This window comes from Micromonospora sp. NPDC005087, assembly GCF_042872965.1.
Classification (GTDB): Bacteria; Actinomycetota; Actinomycetes; order Mycobacteriales; family Micromonosporaceae; genus Micromonospora.
Genome location: NZ_JBIALB010000011.1, coordinates 16,417 through 34,660 on the forward strand (window position 1 = coordinate 16,417; position 18,244 = coordinate 34,660).

The window sequence follows — 18,244 nt, forward strand, 5'->3', positions numbered from 1 at the left end:
TCTCCCTGGATGAACTCGAGAGGTATCCAGGTGTTCCGGACGTGACCGGCGGGTGAAAGTTCACTCCGAGTGACTTGAGTCACTTTCACTGAATTCTGCCGGGCCCGCACGTCCGGATCCTCAACGGTCATGGGATCGCCAGGCGACGGCGTCGGCGGTCACCGGGCTCGGTTGACCTCCTGGCCGAGCACGGCGGCGCGTCGCACGGCGCCCTCGGCGTCCGTCCGGTCGTCGCGGTTCACGCAGATCGTCAGCTCGCGGACCGGGGGCGCGGCGTGGTCGGTGGTGCGGTAGGCGGTGAAGGCGTAGGTGCCGAGTAGGCCACCCAGTGCCACCGCCTCCACGGCCTCGGCGGTGCCGGTCGGCAGCGCCAGCGCGATCGTTCCGGCGCCAGCCAACGCCCGGGCGGCCACCCCTGCGGCTCGGCGCAGAGCCTCGACGTCGTACTCCTCGTTGTTGTTGGCGGCGTCGCCGAGGCCGACCGCGAGGACCAGCCCAGCCTGGATGCCGGCGGGTGCGGGGAGCCTGACCGCTTCGCCCTCGGCACCGGTTGCACCCAGGGCGTTGAAGAGCTCGTCCAGTGTGCCGTCGAACGCCTTGGCCACCGCCGCCGCGCCGGGCGCCAGCACCGGGCCCCGGGGGCCCTTGGCGGTGCCGATCACGACGCAGTCCGCGGGCAGCAGCGCCAGGGGGATCGTGCTTGTCGATAGTGCGGTCACTGTCGTACGTCCTGTTCTCTGCGGAAGGCGACGGTCAGGTTCTCGGCGCGGCCAGCGCCGCCGGGGCCTCTTCCGGGGGCCGGCGTCGGCGGCGTTGGCTTTCCGCGGCGAACCAGGCCGACCCCGACGAGCACGACCACCATTCCGATGACGATCCGAAGGCTGAGACCCTCGTCGAGCACGATGGCCCCCAGCGCTACCGAGACCACCGGCAGCAGGTAGCCGACCGTCGCGGCGTTGGTGGCCCCCTCGGCGGAGATGACCCGGTAGGTGAGGTGGAAGGTGATCCCGGTGGCGACGACGCCCAGGATCACGACGGCGACCAGGGTCTTCGGGTCGATCTCGATCAAGGTCAGGCCACCGGCCGGCAGGGTCAGCGCGGTCAGGCCGGTCGCCGCGACGAGCTGCGCCGCGGACAGCGAGATGGTGGGGATGCCCCTGCCGACCAGGTTGCGGCCCATGTAGGTGAAGCCGACGGCGTAACTAGCCGCCGCGACGACGATGGCAAGGGCACCCCACCCGACCGGCCCGGTCGTCTGCCACGGCCCGAAGATCAGCACAACTCCGGCGAACCCGAGCAGGAGTCCGCCCAGCCGGAGCGGCCGGAGCCCGCGCTCCGAGCCGATCACGATGCCGATCAGCACCGACCACAGCGGGGTCGTCGCGTTCAGTACCCCGGCGACCCCGGAGTCGATGGTCTGCTGGCCGATGCTGAACATGGCGAACGGCAGGGCGTTGCAGAAGAAGGCCGCCACGACGATGTGAACCCAGACCGCCCCACTCCGAGGAAGCCGTCGACCCGAGCCGAGGCACACCACCAGCAGAGCGGCCGATCCGAGTACGCAACGACTGAGGGTGACCTGGACCGGAGTCAGGGCGTCCAGGGCCAGCTCGATCCAGAGGAAGGTGGAGCCCCACAACAGGGCGAGCACCCCCACCCGCATCCACGCCCACGTCCTGCCCACAGCACCGTTCACCCGGACCTCCTCGATTCGTCCCCACGAACAGTGCCGTGCCCGACTCGAAAGGAAAAGCAAAGAGTTCTGTATGAGCGTTAAGCTCTGCTACATGATTGATGTGCGACGCATGCAGGTGCTGCGGGCGGTGGTCACCAGCGGGTCGGTGACTGCGGCGGCGGCGCACCTCGGCTACACCCCCTCCGCCGTCAGCCAGCAGGTGGCGGCGCTGGAAAAGGAGGCCGGCATCGCACTGCTCGAACGAATCGGCCGAGGTGTGCAACCCACGGCGGCGGGCAGACTGCTCACCAGGCACGCCGCCATCATCAGCCAGCACGTCGCCGAGGCCGAGACCGCGCTGGCCGACCTGCGCGCCGGCCGTACCGGCCGGCTGACGATCCGCTACTTCGCGTCGATCGGCCCGAGCCTGCTGGCGCCCGCCCTCGCCAGACTCCGGCGTGAGCACCCCGGCGTGACGATCGATGCAAAGGTGACCGATCCCGATGATCCGCTGCCGAACGTCGAGCAGGGCAGTGCCGACCTGGCCATCGTGGTACGCCGACCGAGCGACGACAGCCACCAGGGCATCCGCGTGGTGCATCTGCTCGACGACGCGTACCAGGCCGTGCTGCCCACCGGGCACCCGCTCGCTGCGCAACGGGTGATCGACCTGGCCGACCTCGCGGGCGAGCCCTGGGTCGGCAGCGAACCCCCCGGTCCCTGCCTGGAGCCCATCATCGACGCCTGCGCCGCGGCGGGCTTCAGCCCGAACATCGTGGCGACGTCGGAGGACTACGCCACGGCTCAGGGCTTCGTCGCGGCCGGCCTCGGCATCAGCCTCATCCCCCGACTGGGGCTGGGCACCCGCCATCGTGGCGTCACCATCCGCCGGGTCCGTCGCCCGGAGCCGATCAGGACGATCTACGCCGCGGTCCGGGAGGCCTCGCTGACGCAGCCCGCACTGGGCGCACTGATCGACGCACTCAGAGACGCCACGAAGGAGTGAAACGCCTCGGCGGGAGGTCGGCGTGAGCACCTCCGACCTCCCGCCGAGAAGCACCCTGTCCTCAGCTCACCGCCTGCCTCACGAGGGCGCCGATCCTCGCCTCGTCGTCGGCCGTCAGCTCGGTCAGCGCGAAGTAGCACGACCACATGCTGCCCTCGTCGAGGTTCGCCTGGTCACTGAAGCCGAGCGTCGCGTACCGCGTCTTGAACTTCGCCGCGCTCTGGAAGAAGCAGACCACCTTGCCGTCGCGGGCGTACGCGGGCATCCCGTACCAGAGCTTCGACGTGAGGACCGGCGCGTTGGCCTTGATCACGGCGTGCAGCCGCTCGGCGATCACGCGGTCCGACTCCGACATCTCGGCGATCTTCGCGAGTACGTCTTTCTCCGGGTCGGCCTTGGCACCCCGCCGGGCGCCCGTCTTCAGCTCGTTGGCGCGCTCCTTCATCGCGCCGCGCTCCTCGTCGGTGAAACCGCCGTGCTGCTCGCGGTCGGCGGTGGTGGTCTTCGTGGTGGTCGACATGACAACTCCATCGGTGAGTGTGGCTTCGGGTGGTACGGGTCGGTGCGGTACTGCCGGTTCGATCAGGAACAGGTCACCATGTGCCCGCCTGCTGGCAGGTGGGCGCGTTGAGCCGGTTGAAGGCGTTGGTCATCGCGATGTTGAGCAGCAGTGCGGCCAGCTCCTTCTGGTCGAAGTGCTTGGCGGCCAGGTCCCAGAGCTGGTCCGGCACCGGGTCCGGTCGGTCGGCGAGCCGGGTCACGGCCTCGGTCAGCGCCAGCGCGACCCGCTCCTCGTCGCTGAACCAGGGCGTCTCCCGCCACGCGGCGACGGCGTGCACCTGGTCCGCGGTCGCACCATGCTGGCGGGCCTGGTGGGCGCCCCCGGCCACACACGGGCCGCAGCCGTTGATCTGGCTGGCCCGCAGGTGGCTCAGCGCCAGCAGCCTGCCGTCCAGCCCGCCGCCCGCGACGGCCCGGTTGACGGCCATCAGGGCCTCCATCGCGTCGGGGAGCAGAACCGCCGGGTTCGGCATGCGCTCGGTCGACATGGCTTCTCCTTCGTCCTCGTCGTCGGTGTCTCTGACGGGAGTCATCCGACCATCGGCGTGCCGGGGCATGCGCGGTCCGTGGGACACCGTGGGACACGGAGACCCCTGTCCAGCAGCGCAAACGCAGCGCCGATCCGCTTGCGCGGGCCGGGACGGTACGGTGTTGCAGGTGTCCAGCCCCCAGGAGCGACTGGTGGCTCAGCTGGCCCGGATCAAGGAGCTGAGCGGGCTCAGCCTGCGCGCCCTCGCCCGCGAGTCCGGTCTGAGCAGCTCCTCGCTGTCCCGGTACCTGACCGGTCGGCTGGTGCCGCCGTGGGACGCCGTCGTGACGCTGTGCCGGGCCGTGGGGCGTGACCCCCGGCCACTGCGTGCGGTGTGGGCCGAGGCGGCTCAGGCCGGCCCCGCACCCGTCCCACGCCGCAACGACCTGCCGGCCGACCTGTTCGACTTCACCGGCCGGGAGGCGGAGTCCGGGCTGGTCGAAGAGCTGCTGCGTACCGCTGGCGCGGTTGCCATCGACGGCATGGCGGGCGTGGGCAAGACCAGCCTGGCCGTGCACGTGGCCCATCGGCTCGCCCCTTCGTATCCGGACGGCGGGCTCTACCTCGACCTGCACGGCTTCACCCCGGGCCAGGAGCCGCTGGATCCGCAGATCGCGCTGGGCCGGCTGCTGAGCGCGTTGGACGTCACGCACCCTCCGGCCGGCGCCGCCGAACGGGCGGCGCTCTGGCGGTCGGAGTTGTCCCGCCGGCGGGCGCTCGTCGTGCTCGACAACGCGGTCGACGCGGACCAGGTGCGCCCACTGCTGCCCGGCGCGGGCAAGTCGACGGTCCTGGTTACCAGCCGGCACCGGCTGGTAACTCTGGACGGGGTGCCGCCGGTGTCCCTGGAGCCACTGGCCGACGGCGACGCGGCGACCCTGTTCGGCCGGGCGGCCGGCCTCGCACTGCCCGAGGAGGAGGCGGTCGGCCAGGTGCTGCGGCAGTGCGGCGGGCTTCCGCTGGCACTACGGATGGCGGGCGCACGGCTCCGTCACCGTCCAGGCTGGACGGTAGCGGTGCTGGCCGAGCGACTGCGCGATACGGCCAGCCGTTTCGATGCCGTGTTCGGCATGTCGCTCCAGCAGCTCGACGCGGTCCAGCGGCGCGTGTTCCGGCTACTGGGCCTGCTGCCGGGCGCCGACTTCGACGCGGCGGTGGCGGGCGCGCTCGTCGACCTGCCGCCCGACCGGCTCGACGTGGTTCTGGAGGAGCTGGTCGACGCCCACCTGATCCAGGAAATCTCGCCCGGACGGTACCGGACGCACGACCTGATCCGGCAGTACGCGGCGGACCTCGCCGCCGACGAGGAGCCGCAGGCCGAAGCAGCCCTGCGCCGGGTCCTGACGCACTATCTGGCGCAGGCGGTCGCCCACGATCGGACGCTGCCCTCGCCGTACCGCAGCGAACCCGCGCCGGGCGATCCGGCGAAGGCCATGGCCTGGTTCGACCTCGAGTACGTCAACCTGATCGCCTGCTTCGACGCCGCCGTGCGCCTCGGCATGGACGAGGTGGTTGCCGAACTGCCGCAGGCCATGCGGGTCTGGTTCTTCCGGCACCGCGGCACCGACGACCAGGCACGCCTGCTGGAAGCTGCCGCCGAGGCAGCGGCACGTCTGGGCCGCGACCAGCAGCGCGCTTCGCTGCTGGCGGACCTCGGCTACGCCCGTGCCGCCGCCGGACGTCTCACCGAGGCGGTCTCCGCCTACGAGCTGGCGGAGCGGTCCGGGCCCGACGACGACGACCTGGCAGCCGGTCTGGCGCTGCGCATCGGCCTGGTCCGCCGGGATCTCGGCGATTTCGAAGGGGCGCAACCGCACTTCCGGCGGGCGCGCGAGCTGTTCGAGAAGATCGGGCGCCGCGCCGGGCAGTCCCAGGCGCTGGCCTTCGACGGCTGGGTGACACTGCACCTCGGGCGGCACGGCGAAGCCGTCGAACTCGCCCGGGCATCCGTCGCCCTGGCCGACGGGCCCGCCCAGATCACCGGGCTGGTCACCCTCGGCGTCGCACTGGCGTCGAGCGACCCGGCAGAGTCACTGCGGGCGCTGCACGACGCGTTGCGGCTCTCCGAGCAAAACAACCTCCAACACAACCAGGCGTGGTGCCACAACTATCTCGGCGTGGCGCTGCGGGTCATGGGCTCACCCGAGAAGGCTCTCGAACATCACCGGCGCGCCTTCGAGCTGCTGGAACCGCTCGCCGAGGTGCAGATGGAGATCGACTTCCTGCACACCTACGCCGAGACGTGCCGTGTGGCGGGTCGCCGTGACGAGGCGCTGGCGCTGCTCGACCGGACCATCGAACTCGCGCGTGAGCTGCGCCGGCCGCACGACGAGCAACTTGCCCGGGCGGCGCGGGAAGCCGTACGCGCCGGCCGCTGATCGGCTACGCCGCATCCGGCGACGGCGCGGATCGCGCAGCGGCAATGGTCCGTCCACGTTCGGATCCGGGAAAGCGGTCGAGCATGGCCCGCACCTCGTCGGCAGTGACGTTGGCGCCGAACAACTCGCTGCCCGGTTCGAGCCGTACGCCCTCGGCGAGGGGACCGGCGACGACCGGATCGAAGCCGAGCGCGTCGACAAGGGACGCGACCACCGCGAGATCGGCGGAGTCGTCGCCAGCAATCGCGATGGCCTTGCGGCCGGCTGCTTCGGCGGGCCGCGCCTCGTCCTCAAGATCGTGGTAACCCATGTGGTTGAAGGCCTTGACGACCCGGGAGCCGGACAGGAACTCCTGGACGGTCTCGCTCGACGAGGTGCGCGGGTTGGTGAGGTCGTCGCGGATGCCGTCGATCTCCCACCAGTAGTTCATGGCGTCGACGACGAGCTTGCCGCGCAGTGCCTCGGCGGGGACGCTGCGGTACTTGCCCAGCGGAAGGGCGAGGATCACGATGTCAGCGCCGGCCGCGGCGTCGGCCGCGGTGGTGGCGACCGCTCCGGGCGTGAGCACCTCGACGGTGAGGGCGATCTTCTCCCGGTCGCCGGAGCCGGCGACGAGCACCCGGTAGCCGGCGGCGAGGGCGAGCCGGGCGAGCACGGTGCCCACCTTGCCGGCGCCGAGGACGGCGAGGGTCTGTGCAATGTTCCGGCCGTTGCCGTTCATGTCTTCCTTCCGGGGGCCGATGCGGGCGGTGGAACGGGTCAGCTGGCCAGGATGTCGCGGACCAGGGGGATCACCTTGCTGCCGTACAGCTCCACGGCGCGCATCCGGGCACTGACCGGCTGCGCTCCCGCCGTGTAGATGAGGTCGAAGCGGCCGACACCGACGCTGCGGATCGCCCCAGCGATGCGGCGGGCCACGGTCTCCGGTGAGCCGATGTAGAGGGAACCGTGCTCCACCTCGGCGTCGAACTCCTGGCGACGGATCGGCGGCCAGCCCCGCAGCCTGCCGATCCGGTCCCGCATGACCCGGTAGTGCGGCCAGTACAGCTCCTTCGCCTCCTCGTCGGTGTCGGCGATGAAGCCGGGGGAGTGCATCCCGACCGGGTGCGCGGTCGTGCCGAGCTGCTCGGCGGCCCGCCGGTAGAGGTCGATGTAGGGCGCGAAGCGGTCGGGAGCCCCGCCGATGATCGCGAGCATGAGCGGGAGGCCGTACCGGGCGGTACGCACGACCGACTGCGGCGACCCGCCGACGCCAACCCAGGTGGTGAGGCGCCCCGACTCCGTCTTCGGGAAGACGTCCGCGTTCTCCAGCGGAGCCCGCATCGTGCCGCTCCAGGTGACCGGCTGCTCGTCCAGCAGCTTGGCGAACAGTTCGATCTTCTCCTCGAACAGCACGTCGTAGTCGCGCAGGTCGTAACCGAACAGGGGGAAGGACTCGGTGAACGAGCCACGGCCGAGGATGACCTCGGCCCGGCCGTGCGACAGCGCGTCGACCGTCGCGAAGCGCTGGAACACCCGGACCGGGTCGTCCGAACTCAGCACGGTCACTCCGGAGGCGAGCCGGATCCGCGAGGTGCGGGTGGCGATACCGGCCAGCACGGTCTCCGGCGTCGAGACCGAATATTCGGGCCGGTGGTGCTCGCCGAGGGCGATGACGTCCACGCCGAGCTGGTCGGCCAGCACCGCCTCGTCGACGACCTGCCGGATGGCCGCCGCGTAGGAGATCGGCTTGCCTGAGTCGTCCTGCGGTACGTCGCCGAAGGTGTCGAGGCCGAACTCGAGGTCAGACATTGGTGGGCTCCTTCGCCAGCAGCTCCCGGACCCGCGGCGCGACCTCGCTGCCCAGCAGCTCGATGGTGCGCGCGCGTGCCTCGCGGGGCAGGTGCATGATGTCGTATTTGAGGTCGAAGCGGCTCAGCCGCAGATCGCGGGCCACCGTGGCGATCTTCCGCGCGACCGTCTCCGGCGACCCGACGAACAGCGCTCCGTGGTCGATTTCGGCCTCGTAGCGCGCGCGGTCCGGTTTGTAGAAGCCGCGCTCCTCGGCGAGCGCCGCCACGACCGGCTGCCAGTACCGCCACCACGTCTCCACCGCCTCCTCGTCGGTGTCCGCGACGAGGCCGAGCGAGTGTTGCCCGATCGGCCGCACAGTATGCCCGGCCTGTTTGAGCGCCCGGAGGTAGAGGTCGACGTGGCCGGCGAACCGCTGGGGACGTCCGCCGATGATCGCGAGCATGAGCGGAAGCCCGTAGCGGGCGGCGCGGACCACCGAGTTCGGGCTCCCGCCGACGCCGATCCAGGTCGGGATGCCGCCTGCCCGCATCCGCGGATGCAGCCGCTGCGCGGTCAGTGGGCTGCGCACGGTGCCGGACCAGGTGACCGGTTCGTCGCGCTGGAGCCGTACGAAGAGGTCGAGCTTCTCCTCGAACAACCGCTCGTAGTCCGCCAGGTCGTAGCCGAACAGGGGAAACGATTCGGTCGCCGACGCGCGCCCGAGAACAAGCTGGGCCCTGCCGTTGGACACCGCGTCGAGGGTGGAGAACTCGTGGTAGAGCCGCACCGGGTCGTTCGTGCTGAGCACCGTGACCGAGGTGCCGAGGCGGATCCGATGCGTCGCCGTGGCGATCGCCGCGAGCAGCACGGGGGTGGCCGAGTCGTTGTGGCCCTCCCGGTAGTGCTCACCCAGGCTGAACACGTCGAGCCCGACCGACTCCGCGAGCCGCGCCTCGTCGACGAGCAGCCGCACGGTCTCGGCGTCGCTCAGGACCCGGTCGCCATCGGTGGCCACCTCCCCGAACGAGTTGAGGCCCAGTTCGAAGCCTTCAGCCGTCATGTCTCCTCCTCATGCGGTCCCGCCGACACCCCGGAAAGGGGCCTTAGCGGTTGACACGTCAATGATGCTAACCTGCCAATTGACGCGTCAACCAAGGAGAATCGGATGACAAGGGCCACACCCGAGCGGCGGAGAGGACGCCAACTGCCGACCGCGGAGGAGCTACGGGTCTGGCGGGACTTCATCGAGACGACCGGAGAACTCAAGGCGCAGCTCGCGTCCCGCCTCCAGATCGAGTCCGCGCTCTCGCCGGCGGACTACGCCGTGCTGCTCGCCCTGAGCGAGGCGCAGGACCGTCAGATGCGCTCGTCCGAACTCGCGACACACATCGGTTGGGAGCGGAGCCGACTCTCCCACCACCTCGGGCGCATGGAGCGGCGCGGACTCATCCGCCGCCAGGCGTGCCCCACCGTCCCCCGAGGGGCGGAGGTGCTGCTCACGCCGGCCGGCGCCGAGGCGTTCCAGGGGTCCACCGTTCCGCACCTGCGCGCCATTCGCGAGCTCTTCGTCGACGCTCTCACGCCGGAGCAACTCGTCGCGGCGGGCGAGATCGCGGAGGCGCTTCGCGCGAATCTCGACCCGCGCGACGAGGAATGAGTCGGCGTCCGCGAAAGCTCGCCGGCCCACGCCGGTAGCTGGCCCCGCGTGCGAGCGCACGCCCGGTGCGGATCAGGTGAAGCTGGCGCCGCCGTCGACGAGCAGTGACTGGCCGTTGACGTAGGCGCCGTCGTCGGAGAAGAGGAACGCCACCATGGCGGCGAGGTCCTCCGGCCGACCCAGCCGCGGCGAACGTACCGTCGCGAGCATCTGCGCGCGGAACTCCTCGGTGGTGGACTCGAGCGCGGCGCCGGTGAGAACCACGCCCGGCGACAGAAGGTTGGTACGGACGCCGTGCTTGCCGCCGAGGCTCGCGGTGTGCCGGGTGAGGCCGATCAGTCCGCTCTTGGCCGCCTGGTAGGCGACGCGTTCGGGCTCGCCCAGCCACACCGCGCTCGACATGGTGTTGACGATCGAGCCGCCGCCGTTCCTCATCATGATCGGCAGGGCGTGCCGGATGCCGTACATGTAGCCGGTGAGGGTGACGTCGATGGTGTGCTGCCAGACGTCGAACGGTACCGAGGTGACGTCGGCGTCCCGGCCGAGGTTTCGTGGCGACAGATCCGCGGCCACGTTGAACAGGCCGTGCAGGCCATCGAACCGGTCGACGGTGAAGGTGATGACGTCCCGGTAGGACTCCTCGTTCGTGATGTCGAAGCCTCGCGCCACGGCTGTTCCGCCGGCGGCGGTGATGTCGTCGACCACGGTCTGGGCGGCGGCCTGGTTCAGATCCGCCGCGACGACCAGCATGCCTTCCTCGGCGAGGCGGATCGCCGTCGCGCCGCCGATATTGCCCGGCGCCGCACCGGCGACGAGGGCGACCTTGTCCTTGAGTCCACGCATCGCGCAGTTTCCTTCCACGCTTTCCGGGGGGTGGCGTTGATCGGTCCGGTCGAGCCCTACGCGGCGCGCAGGGGAGCGAGGGCCTGGCTCCAGGCCACGACCTGGTCGAGGGTGGCGTTCAGCGCGTCCCGCTGGAAGTCGTTGGGCTTGAAGACGCTGAAGTTCTCGAAGTCGGTGAAGAGCGAGAGCGCCACCTGGGACCGCACGTCGGCCAGCTGCAACTCAGCAGAGATCAGCCGCAGGTGCTCCACCGCCCGCGCGCCGCCCACCGAGCCGTAGCTGACGAACCCGACGGCCTTGTTGTTCCACTCGCTGTAGAGGAAGTCGATCGCGTTCTTCAGCGCGCCGGACGTCGAGTGGTTGTACTCCGGCGTCACCATCACGAAGCCGTCGAACGACGCGATCTTTCGGGCCCACTCCAGCGTGTGCGGTTGCTGGTACTGGCCCATCGCCGGCGGGTACACCTCGTCGAGGTGCGGCAGCTTGTAGTCGAGCAGGTCCACGAGCTCGTACTCGACGTCCGTGCGCTGCCTGGCGACGTCGTACACCCACTGCCCGACGGCCGCGCCGTTTCGTCCCGGCCGGGTGCTGCCGATGATGATGCCGATCCTGGTCATGTGCGGTTCCTCCTTGTACGGGGCACCCGAGCGGTGTCCTTGCGTGGCGACGCAACGGTACGTCAACAGCTTGCTTCGTCAAGCAAATACAGCGGACGCATGTTCACCGTCACATCGAACCCGACAAGAAGCCCGGACCGGCCCGAACCGCATAATCCGGATGAGCAGACGGATCGGGTACGCCGTGCCCCGCGCCGTCGTGTGACCTCGTTTGTCGACATGGAGCCTGGGAACTCGACTGCTTCAACGGCGAGAGGAGGGCCGCACGGTGAACGACAACGAGTTCCTCGACCTGGTGGCGACGCGATCCGGGATGTCGTCGGAGCAGGCGACTGCCGTCACGCAGGCCACCTTGACCACCCTGGCCGAACGGATCGATGGCGGAGAGGCGCGTGATCTGGCCGGCCAGCTTCCCGACGGGCTGCGGGCGTACGCCTTCGGCGGCAGTGAGACCGCGGAACGGTTCGGCCTCGACGCCTTCGTCGACCGGGTCAGCGGCCGCGCGGACGTCGACGCGGACGCGGCGAGGGACGGAGTCACGGCGGTCTTCGACGTCCTCCGGGACGCCCTCGACCCCGCCGGCTATGAACAGGTGGTCACCCAGTTGCCGGCGGAGTACGGCGACGTCGCCGACCAGACCGCGCCGTTCGTCCGCCGGCAGGCCTGACGGTCGCACGACGCGATCGTGGACGGCCGAGCGTCACGGGAGCGGTCGCCGGCGCCGCAATGACGGGTCGAGCAGGGCGGGCGGGGTGTCGAACTTCTCGTGCGCGGCAAGGTCGACGCCGGGCGGGACGATCGCGTCGATCGCGTCGAGCACGTCAGCGGTGAGCACGGTGTCCGCCGCGGCGAGCTGAGAGCGCAGGTGGTCCATGGTGCGGGGGCCGATGATCGCGCTGGTGACGGCGGGGTGCGCGGTGACGAACCCGAGCGCGAGCTGGATCATGGTCAGGCCGGCCTCGTCGGCGACCTTGGCCAACCGCTCGACGGCGTCGAGCTTGGCCCGGTTGGCGGGGATGGTCGTGTCGAAGCGCTGCGGCATGAACGCGGAGCGGTTGGTGGCGATCTCCTGGCCCTCGCGGATCGCGCCGGATAGCCAGCCGGAGGCCAGGGGGCTCCACGCCAGCACGCCGAGCCCGTACTGCTCGGTCACGGGCAGGACGTGGGTCTCGATCCCGCGCTGCAGGATCGAGTAGGCGGGCTGTTCGGTGACGTAGCGGCTCAGGTGGTTTTCCCGGGCGGCCCACTCGGCCTGCACGATGCGGTACGCGGGGAAGGTCGAGGAGCCGAAGTAGCGGATCTTTCCGGCGCGCTGCAGGTCGGTCAGGGCCGACAGCGTCTCCTCGTCGCTGGTCCGCGGGTCCCACCGGTGGATCTGGTAGAGGTCGACGTGGTCGACGCCCAGGCGGCGCAGGCTGTTGTCCAACTCGGTGACCAGCCAGCGGCGCGAGCTGCCCTGATGGTTGCGCTCGTCGCCCATGGGCATGTTCGCCTTCGTGGCCAGCACGATGTCGTCGCGGCGGCCGGCGATCGCCTTGCAGACCATCTCCTCCGACTCGCCCTGGCTGTACATGTCGGCGGTGTCGATGAGGTTGATCCCGGCTTCGAGGGCGACGTCGACGATGGCCGTGGCCTCGTCCTGGGTCGTCTGGCCGATCTTGCCGAAGTTCATCGCTCCGAGCGCGAGAGAACTGACCTGCACACCGGTGCGGCCCAAGGTGCGGTACTGCATGACGTGTTTCCTCCACTGGTCGGTTGGTTGTCGGTCCTCTGCTCTGGCATCATGAGCAAGCGGAACCTCGTTCCGTTAGAACCATACGGAACAGTGTTCCGTTTGCCAAGGCCGGTGACGGAGGGAACAGCGCGGTGACCCAGGGCGACGGGATTGTGGCGGGAGTGTCCCCGCGCAAGCGGGCCGATGCCGTACGCAACGAGAAGGCCCTGCTCGACGCGGCCGCCGCCGTCTTCGTGAACTCGGGCGTGGAAGCGCCGGTACGAGACATCGCGGCCAGAGCCGGCGTCGGGACGGGCACGATCTACCGGCACTTCCCGACGCGCGCTGATCTGATCATCGCCGTCTACCGGCACCAGGTCGACGCCTGCGCCGAGGCCGGTCCGGCTCTGCTCGCGAGCAGTGCGACTCCGCACGCCGCCCTCGGGCGATGGATCGACCTCTTCGTTGACTTCCTGGTCACCAAGCGCGGACTTGCCGGCGTGCTGCAGCCGGACAACGCCGGCTTCGACACGCTGCACGGCTACTTCCTCGACCGCCTCGTGCCTGTGTGCAACCAACTGCTCGACGCGGCAGCGGAGGCCGGCGAAATACGCCCCGGCATGGATGCGTACGAACTGATGCGCGGGGTCGGCAATCTCTGCATCGGCGCCGACAGCGACCCCAACTACGACGCCCGGCGCCTGGTCGAGCTGCTCATCGCCGGACTGCTCCGCCGAGGGTAGTCACGGCCCTGCCGGTCGTGGCCGCACCGGAACCGGCTGCTCCGACGCCCCCGATGGCACTGGTCCGGGGTGGACGGCGAAACGCCGCCGCCCACCCCGGACCGGGGCCTGGGTCAGGCGATCCGGTAGGCCCGCTGGATCGTCTGCGCCACCGTGTTGCCAGCGGTGTCGGTGGCCGTCATGCGCAGCGACACGAAGCCGGGCCGGCGCGGATGCTTGATCAGGGCGACGCCGTGGTGGACCGGCAACGCCACCCACGTCCTGCCATCGTCGAACGACGCGGAGACGCCGAGCGTCCGGTTGGGCGCGGCCGTCGACCCCGGATGCCGGTCCAGTGCCACGGGGATGGTCATCGCCCGGCCCGCCCGGGCCGTGTTGGTGTCGTCCAACGCGGGCGTCGCCCGGGCCGTCGTCAGGGGCAGCGGCTCCGGCTTCGACGTGTGTGCCGAGGTGAAGGTCCAGGCCACCGAGACCGACGTCGACAGGGTGTCCGGAGCACCGCGGGTGACGGTCGCTTCCAGGCGGTAGGTGGCCTTGTCGGCGGGCACCGGGAAGTCCGCGTACGAGCCGTCGGCGGTGGCGATCTCCTTGCCGTTTCTGGACAACCGGTAGTGGACCTGCAGGTCGTCACGGCTGGCGGGGCGGCCGGAGGCGTCGGCGAACAGCGGCGGCGACGCGACCGAGATGGTGTCCCCGTCGCGGCCCACGTAACCGAGCGGCGACCAGGCCGGAGGCTGCGCCACGGTGGGCCCGAAGGGCGCCGCGTTCCAGGTCTGGTGGTAGGTCCTGCCCGCCCGGAAGGTGGACTCCTGCGTGGTGAGGTTGTCGCCCTCGACGAACGTGGACGTCCAGACGAGTCCGCCGTCGGTGTTGTAGTACTCGGTGGCGTGGAACGGCAGGTCGAACGAGGTGCTCGAACCGATCGGGCCCGGGCCCCCGGGGGACGCCGCACGGTGGAAGCGGGTCGCGGTCGCGATGCTGGACTGGCTGCGGTAGGTCGTCTTGACGGTGGCGAGGTTCTTCGGGGAGAGCTTCCTGGTCAGGCCCGTGAACATGTCGCCCTTGCTCACGTACGCGAGGTCGTACGTGTAGGGGCTGTTCCGGAACGTCCCGTCCCGGCCCGGGCGGCCGAGCCCGACGCCCAGTGTGACCGCGAACTCGGGGGCCGCGACGGCGGGCCCGATCCGGCCGAAGAAGACGTCCGCGAACGACGTCCCGCTGAGCTGGACGCCCGGGTAGCGGAAGTTGTCGTTCCAGTTCGCGCTCACGTTGATCGAGAGCGCTGCGGCGTCCCGCTGGGGCACGGTCAGCGAGACCGGCCGGGCGGTGCGGGCGTCGAGCGCCTCGGTGACCGGGCCCCGTACGTCCAGGACCGGCTGCACGAGCAGCGTCGACACGTCGCCCTCGTGGATCGTGCTGTACAGCGCGTAGCGGCCCTTGGGCAGCCGCATCGTGCCACCGCCGGGTTGCCCGGCGAGGGTGGTGAACTCACCGGTGCTCAGGTTCGCCGCCACGGTGTCGTACTCCGTGGCCGGTCTGCCGTCGCGCCCGGTGTGGTCGAGCCGGACGTCGTAGCTCTCGATCTCCCGGTTGAGCGCGAACGGCGTCCGCACCCGCAGGTCCCCGGCGCCGGTCGCGGTCAGCGCGCCCGGGTAGAGGCCGTCGGGGGCGTCCACCCGGGTGTCCACGGTGATCGTGGCCTCGGCGCGGCCGCCGGCCGGCACCATCAGCGTGGCCGGGCTGACAGTGATCATGCCGGTGGGAGCCGGGGTGATGGTGAGCGAGAGGCTGACCGGTGCGGTGCCGGTGTTGCGGTAACCGATGACACGGGTGAACGGGGTGTCGTCGGCGTGGGGCCAGCGCTGGACCGGGAAGTCGATCGCGGCGACCTCAGCGGCGACGGGCTGTGCGACGGCACGACCGATGTCGACCCGCCCGGCGCCCTGGTCGTAGAGGCTGTCGGCGCCGGCCGGCTTGGCCGAGCCCATCAGAGCAGCCTTGAGCTGGGCGCCGGACCAGTCGGGGTGGCGCCCGGCGAGGATCGCGGCCGAGCCCGCCACGTGCGGGGTCGCCATCGACGTGCCCGACATGGGGGCGTAACCGCCACCGGGGGCGGCCGCCACGATGTCGACGCCGGGCGCGCTGATCTCGGGCTTGATGTGGTTGTCGCCGACGCGGGGGCCCCGGCTCGAGAAGTAGGCCCGCTCGTCGTCGGCGTCGACCGCGGCGACGGCGAGGGCGTCGTCAGCGGAGGCCGGCGTCGAGACCGACTTCGGCTTACCCTCGTTGCCCGCGGCGACCACGAAGAGGGTGCCGTACCGCTGGCTGAGGTCCTGTACCGCGGTCTCCAGCGGGTCGAGAGCCGGCGTGTCCGTGTCACCGAGGCTCAGGTTGATCACCCGGGCCTGCGGCGCCGCCCACTGCATCCCGGCGATGATGTCCGAGTCCTGGCACTCCGTGGTGGCGCAGACCTTGCCGACGACCAGCTTCGCGCCCGGTGCCACGCCCCGGTACCTGCCGCCGGAGGCGGCGCCGCTGCCCACGATCGTCGACGCCACGTGGGTGCCGTGGCCGACCGTGTCGCCGGGGTCGTTGCCGCCGGTGAAGTCGTGGATCGCGGCGATCTGCCCGGCGAAGTCGGGGTGGCTGGCGTCGATGCCGGTGTCCAGCACCCCGACCGTCACGCCGTCGCCGTCGAAGCCCGCCTGCCAGGCCGTCGGGGCGCCGATCTGCGGCACGCTGCGATCGAGGGAGACGTGGCGCTTGCCGTCCAGCCAGACGTGGGTGATCCCGGCGGCGAGCGCGCGCGCCGACGACGTGCCGCGGGTGAGTGACGACCACAGCTCGACCCGGTCGTCCAGGCCCGCCCGCACGGCCAGCGCGTTGGCGGCGGGCAGGTCGGCCCGCACCCGCGCGGCTCCGGCGGCGGACCGCGCCCGCGTCGCCATGTTCTCCGGGTACGTGACCAGCAGCGGAAGCTCGGCCCTCCGGTCGTCGTAGCCGAAGTCGCCGAGCGCGGTGAGGTCGAACAGCCGCCGGTCGAGCCGCCCGTCACGCAGCATCGGCACCGCGTCGACCGGGATGACGTACTGGTGGCCACCCTCTCGGCTGCTCACGAACCGCATGCCGGCCCGTCCCGGTCCCCGCTCGATCCGCGGGTGGCCGTCCGCGTCCAGCGACACCCGGTCCCCGGTGATCAAAGTGAAGGTGCCGCGCGGTCCGGAGACCGTTGCCGCAGGCTTCTCCTGCGCGCCGGCCGGGGAAGCCGTGAGGCCCGCCGCTGCCAGCGCGGTCGCGAGCACTCCGGCTGTCAGGGCGCGTCGTTGCCGTCGTCGCACATCGTCCTCTCCGCCACGGGCGTCTCCCGGGACGGCACGATGACGCCTGGCACGGCCGGCGGGTTGATCTTCAGGGGTGTGACGATCGCCACAATCACCCACCGCGCGGGCGCGCCCGGGTGCCCCTCCCGGTTACATGCGCCGGTGACCACGGGACGAGACGTCGGAGAGCGCAGGTCAGATGCGTGACGCCGAGGAGTTCGACGCCCTCTACGCGGCCTGCGCCGGCCGGATCGTGGGTCACGTCTATGCCCTCACCGGCAACCGCAGCGAGGCGGAGGACGCCGTCGCCGAGGCCTTCACCCGGGCGTGGCAGCGCTGGTCGACCGTCCGCGAGGCGGACAGCCCGGAGGCGTGGGTCCGCCGGGTCGCCTCCCGAATCGCGGTGAGCAGTTGGCGCAAGACGTTCAACCGGTTGCGCGCACACCGCCGGGCCGCCGTCGACCAGAGCGTGCCCGGACTCAACGAGGACCACGTCGCCCTGCTGCAGGCGCTGCAACGGCTGACCGCCAACCAGCGTCGCGCCGTCGTGCTGCACCACCTGAACGATCTCAGCGTCGCCGAGGTGGCAGCCGAGATGCAGGCGCCCGTCGGGACCGTCAAGACGTACCTCGCCCGTGGCCGGCGGGCCATGGCCGGAATGCTGAACGAGGCTCGGCAGGAGGAAACCTCCCATGACTGATCCGCACCACGACCTGACGGCTATCGCGGACGCGGTCCGACGAGTCACGACGCTGCCCGCAGCGGGGACGCTGCGCCGCCGTGGCGAGCAGCGCCGGCGGCGCCGCGCGGCCGTCTACGGGGCGGGGCTGGCCGTGCTGGTCGTGGCCGCTGGCGCCGCCCTCCTGCCGGCACGGGACCAGACGCCGGATCGGGCTGTCGGGCCTGCGGCCACGGCCACGGCCACGGTCTCGCCGTCGGTCGTCCCGTCCGTGACCGCCCCGGCCGGACCGCAGGAGATCCTCGGCGGCCGGCGGCAGGTTCTCATCGTGGTGCCCGGCATCGGTCGGGCGGCGCTGGCGATCGGCCGTGACGACGACCGGGTGCGGGCCAGCACCGAGCAGGGCATCGACGACCGCGCGCTCTGGGTCCTGCGCCCCGAAGGAAACAGATTCCGGATCATGCTGGCCGCGGCAAGCGGCGCCAGCCGGGTCTGCATGACCGTGGTGCACGACGCCGTGCCGGGAAGCGTCCGCGGTCGGGTGTGTGACACGACCGCGCAGACGCAGCTCTTCACGATCGAGCAGGTCGCCGACGGCAGTTACTCGATCTTCCAGGGCAAGCGTTACGTCCAGGTCGTCGACGGCACCAACGCCCTGGTCCCCGATCTGCCGGAGGCCCTGACCACGACGTACGAGTTCGAGGACCGGGGCAACCCTCGCGACTGAGTCCGCCGCCCTCGCCGGGGCG

18 protein-coding genes are annotated in these 18,244 nt (G+C 71.0%); 7 read left to right on the forward strand and 11 right to left on the reverse strand.

The window, feature by feature from the left end; all coding sequences use genetic code 11:
- Positions 1 to 158 precede the first annotated feature (158 nt).
- Together ACFYPS_RS23800 and ACFYPS_RS23805 are read right to left on the reverse strand one after the other, a co-directional pair.
- Positions 159 to 719: a M17 family peptidase N-terminal domain-containing protein gene (locus tag ACFYPS_RS23800; protein ID WP_354966117.1), complete on the reverse strand. Its 561-nt coding sequence runs from the start codon at positions 717 to 719 to the stop codon at positions 159 to 161.
- Positions 716 to 1,696, reverse strand: coding sequence for a DMT family transporter (locus ACFYPS_RS23805; protein WP_387327041.1), 981 nt, complete (start codon positions 1,694 to 1,696; stop codon positions 716 to 718). The genes ACFYPS_RS23800 and ACFYPS_RS23805 overlap by 4 nt, the downstream gene beginning before the upstream one ends.
- Positions 1,697 to 1,787: 91 nt before the next feature.
- On the opposite strand from ACFYPS_RS23805, the gene ACFYPS_RS23810 reads away from it, so the two are divergent.
- Complete coding sequence (locus tag ACFYPS_RS23810; RefSeq protein WP_354966115.1) at positions 1,788 to 2,681, forward strand: LysR family transcriptional regulator; 894 nt, start codon at positions 1,788 to 1,790, stop codon at positions 2,679 to 2,681.
- Between the two features lie 61 nt (positions 2,682 to 2,742).
- On the opposite strand, the gene ACFYPS_RS23815 is transcribed toward ACFYPS_RS23810, so the two are convergent.
- Both ACFYPS_RS23815 and ACFYPS_RS23820 read right to left on the reverse strand, forming a co-directional pair.
- Positions 2,743 to 3,201, reverse strand: a complete 459-nt coding sequence (locus ACFYPS_RS23815; protein WP_354966114.1) for a DUF1801 domain-containing protein — start codon at positions 3,199 to 3,201, stop codon at positions 2,743 to 2,745.
- A gap of 73 nt (positions 3,202 to 3,274) precedes the next feature.
- Positions 3,275 to 3,730 (reverse strand): carboxymuconolactone decarboxylase family protein, encoded by a 456-nt coding sequence (locus ACFYPS_RS23820; RefSeq protein ID WP_354966113.1) that lies wholly within the window; start codon positions 3,728 to 3,730, stop codon positions 3,275 to 3,277.
- Between the two features lie 169 nt (positions 3,731 to 3,899).
- Here ACFYPS_RS23820 and ACFYPS_RS23825 point away from each other — a divergent pair, with 169 nt between their 5' ends.
- Positions 3,900 to 6,149 (forward strand): tetratricopeptide repeat protein, encoded by a 2,250-nt coding sequence (locus tag ACFYPS_RS23825; protein WP_354966112.1) that lies wholly within the window; start codon positions 3,900 to 3,902, stop codon positions 6,147 to 6,149.
- Positions 6,150 to 6,153: 4 nt separating this feature from the next.
- On the opposite strand, the gene ACFYPS_RS23830 is transcribed toward ACFYPS_RS23825, so the two are convergent.
- Genes ACFYPS_RS23830 through ACFYPS_RS23840 form a run of 3 tightly spaced genes read right to left on the reverse strand, consistent with a single transcriptional unit; the run spans position 6,154 to position 8,982 of the window.
- Positions 6,154 to 6,870, reverse strand: a complete 717-nt coding sequence (locus ACFYPS_RS23830) for an NAD(P)-binding domain-containing protein (RefSeq protein WP_354966111.1) — start codon at positions 6,868 to 6,870, stop codon at positions 6,154 to 6,156.
- A gap of 38 nt (positions 6,871 to 6,908) precedes the next feature.
- Positions 6,909 to 7,940 (reverse strand): LLM class flavin-dependent oxidoreductase, encoded by a 1,032-nt coding sequence (locus ACFYPS_RS23835; protein WP_354966110.1) that lies wholly within the window; start codon positions 7,938 to 7,940, stop codon positions 6,909 to 6,911.
- Positions 7,933 to 8,982, reverse strand: a complete 1,050-nt coding sequence (locus tag ACFYPS_RS23840; protein ID WP_354966109.1) for an LLM class flavin-dependent oxidoreductase — start codon at positions 8,980 to 8,982, stop codon at positions 7,933 to 7,935. The genes ACFYPS_RS23835 and ACFYPS_RS23840 overlap by 8 nt, the downstream gene beginning before the upstream one ends.
- A gap of 105 nt (positions 8,983 to 9,087) precedes the next feature.
- On the opposite strand from ACFYPS_RS23840, the gene ACFYPS_RS23845 reads away from it, so the two are divergent.
- Entirely contained in the window at positions 9,088 to 9,579 is a 492-nt protein-coding gene (locus ACFYPS_RS23845; RefSeq protein WP_354966108.1) for a MarR family transcriptional regulator, read from the forward strand.
- Between the two features lie 72 nt (positions 9,580 to 9,651).
- Here ACFYPS_RS23845 and ACFYPS_RS23850 read toward each other — a convergent pair whose 3' ends face one another.
- Positions 9,652 to 10,422, reverse strand: coding sequence for an SDR family NAD(P)-dependent oxidoreductase (locus tag ACFYPS_RS23850; RefSeq protein ID WP_354966107.1), 771 nt, complete (start codon positions 10,420 to 10,422; stop codon positions 9,652 to 9,654).
- Between the two features lie 56 nt (positions 10,423 to 10,478).
- Positions 10,479 to 11,039, reverse strand: a complete 561-nt coding sequence (locus tag ACFYPS_RS23855; protein WP_354966106.1) for an NAD(P)H-dependent oxidoreductase — start codon at positions 11,037 to 11,039, stop codon at positions 10,479 to 10,481.
- A 268-nt stretch (positions 11,040 to 11,307) separates the two neighbouring features.
- On the opposite strand from ACFYPS_RS23855, the gene ACFYPS_RS23860 reads away from it, so the two are divergent.
- Positions 11,308 to 11,706, forward strand: a complete 399-nt coding sequence (locus ACFYPS_RS23860) for a DUF2267 domain-containing protein (protein ID WP_354966105.1) — start codon at positions 11,308 to 11,310, stop codon at positions 11,704 to 11,706.
- A 33-nt stretch (positions 11,707 to 11,739) separates the two neighbouring features.
- On the opposite strand, the gene ACFYPS_RS23865 is transcribed toward ACFYPS_RS23860, so the two are convergent.
- Positions 11,740 to 12,771, reverse strand: coding sequence for an aldo/keto reductase (locus ACFYPS_RS23865; protein ID WP_354966104.1), 1,032 nt, complete (start codon positions 12,769 to 12,771; stop codon positions 11,740 to 11,742).
- A gap of 134 nt (positions 12,772 to 12,905) precedes the next feature.
- Here ACFYPS_RS23865 and ACFYPS_RS23870 point away from each other — a divergent pair, with 134 nt between their 5' ends.
- On the forward strand, positions 12,906 to 13,496 hold the full coding sequence (locus ACFYPS_RS23870; protein WP_354966103.1) for a TetR/AcrR family transcriptional regulator: 591 nt from the start codon (positions 12,906 to 12,908) through the stop codon (positions 13,494 to 13,496).
- A 113-nt stretch (positions 13,497 to 13,609) separates the two neighbouring features.
- Here the strand turns inward: ACFYPS_RS23870 and ACFYPS_RS23875 are convergent, their stop codons facing one another.
- Positions 13,610 to 16,834 carry a S8 family serine peptidase gene (locus ACFYPS_RS23875; protein WP_387327047.1) on the reverse strand — a complete coding sequence of 1,075 codons (3,225 nt, stop codon included), beginning with the start codon at positions 16,832 to 16,834 and terminating at the stop codon, positions 13,610 to 13,612.
- 181 nt (positions 16,835 to 17,015) lie between these two features.
- On the opposite strand from ACFYPS_RS23875, the gene ACFYPS_RS23880 reads away from it, so the two are divergent.
- Together ACFYPS_RS23880 and ACFYPS_RS23885 are read left to right on the forward strand one after the other, a co-directional pair.
- On the forward strand, positions 17,016 to 17,516 hold the full coding sequence (locus ACFYPS_RS23880; RefSeq protein WP_354966101.1) for a SigE family RNA polymerase sigma factor: 501 nt from the start codon (positions 17,016 to 17,018) through the stop codon (positions 17,514 to 17,516).
- Positions 17,509 to 18,222: a hypothetical protein gene (locus ACFYPS_RS23885; RefSeq protein WP_354966100.1), complete on the forward strand. Its 714-nt coding sequence runs from the start codon at positions 17,509 to 17,511 to the stop codon at positions 18,220 to 18,222. Before ACFYPS_RS23880 ends, ACFYPS_RS23885 begins: the two co-directional genes overlap by 8 nt.
- Positions 18,223 to 18,244 lie beyond the last annotated feature (22 nt).

Excerpts from the sequence above, each read along its gene's own strand:
- ACFYPS_RS23845 (WP_354966108.1), top strand. The coding sequence starts at position 9,088 with ATGACAAGGGCCACACCCGAGCGGCGGAGAGGACGCCAACTGCCGACC.
- ACFYPS_RS23880 (WP_354966101.1), top strand. The coding sequence starts at position 17,016 with ATGCGTGACGCCGAGGAGTTCGACGCCCTCTACGCGGCCTGCGCCGGC.
- ACFYPS_RS23840 (WP_354966109.1), bottom strand. The coding sequence starts at position 8,982 with ATGACGGCTGAAGGCTTCGAACTGGGCCTCAACTCGTTCGGGGAGGTG.
- ACFYPS_RS23830 (WP_354966111.1), bottom strand. The coding sequence starts at position 6,870 with ATGAACGGCAACGGCCGGAACATTGCACAGACCCTCGCCGTCCTCGGC.
- ACFYPS_RS23855 (WP_354966106.1), bottom strand. The coding sequence starts at position 11,039 with ATGACCAGGATCGGCATCATCATCGGCAGCACCCGGCCGGGACGAAAC.
- ACFYPS_RS23815 (WP_354966114.1), bottom strand. The coding sequence starts at position 3,201 with ATGTCGACCACCACGAAGACCACCACCGCCGACCGCGAGCAGCACGGC.
- ACFYPS_RS23810 (WP_354966115.1), top strand. The coding sequence starts at position 1,788 with ATGATTGATGTGCGACGCATGCAGGTGCTGCGGGCGGTGGTCACCAGC.
- ACFYPS_RS23865 (WP_354966104.1), bottom strand. The coding sequence starts at position 12,771 with ATGCAGTACCGCACCTTGGGCCGCACCGGTGTGCAGGTCAGTTCTCTC.
- ACFYPS_RS23820 (WP_354966113.1), bottom strand. The coding sequence starts at position 3,730 with ATGTCGACCGAGCGCATGCCGAACCCGGCGGTTCTGCTCCCCGACGCG.
- ACFYPS_RS23885 (WP_354966100.1), top strand. The coding sequence starts at position 17,509 with ATGACTGATCCGCACCACGACCTGACGGCTATCGCGGACGCGGTCCGA.
- ACFYPS_RS23850 (WP_354966107.1), bottom strand. The coding sequence starts at position 10,422 with ATGCGTGGACTCAAGGACAAGGTCGCCCTCGTCGCCGGTGCGGCGCCG.
- ACFYPS_RS23835 (WP_354966110.1), bottom strand. The coding sequence starts at position 7,940 with ATGTCTGACCTCGAGTTCGGCCTCGACACCTTCGGCGACGTACCGCAG.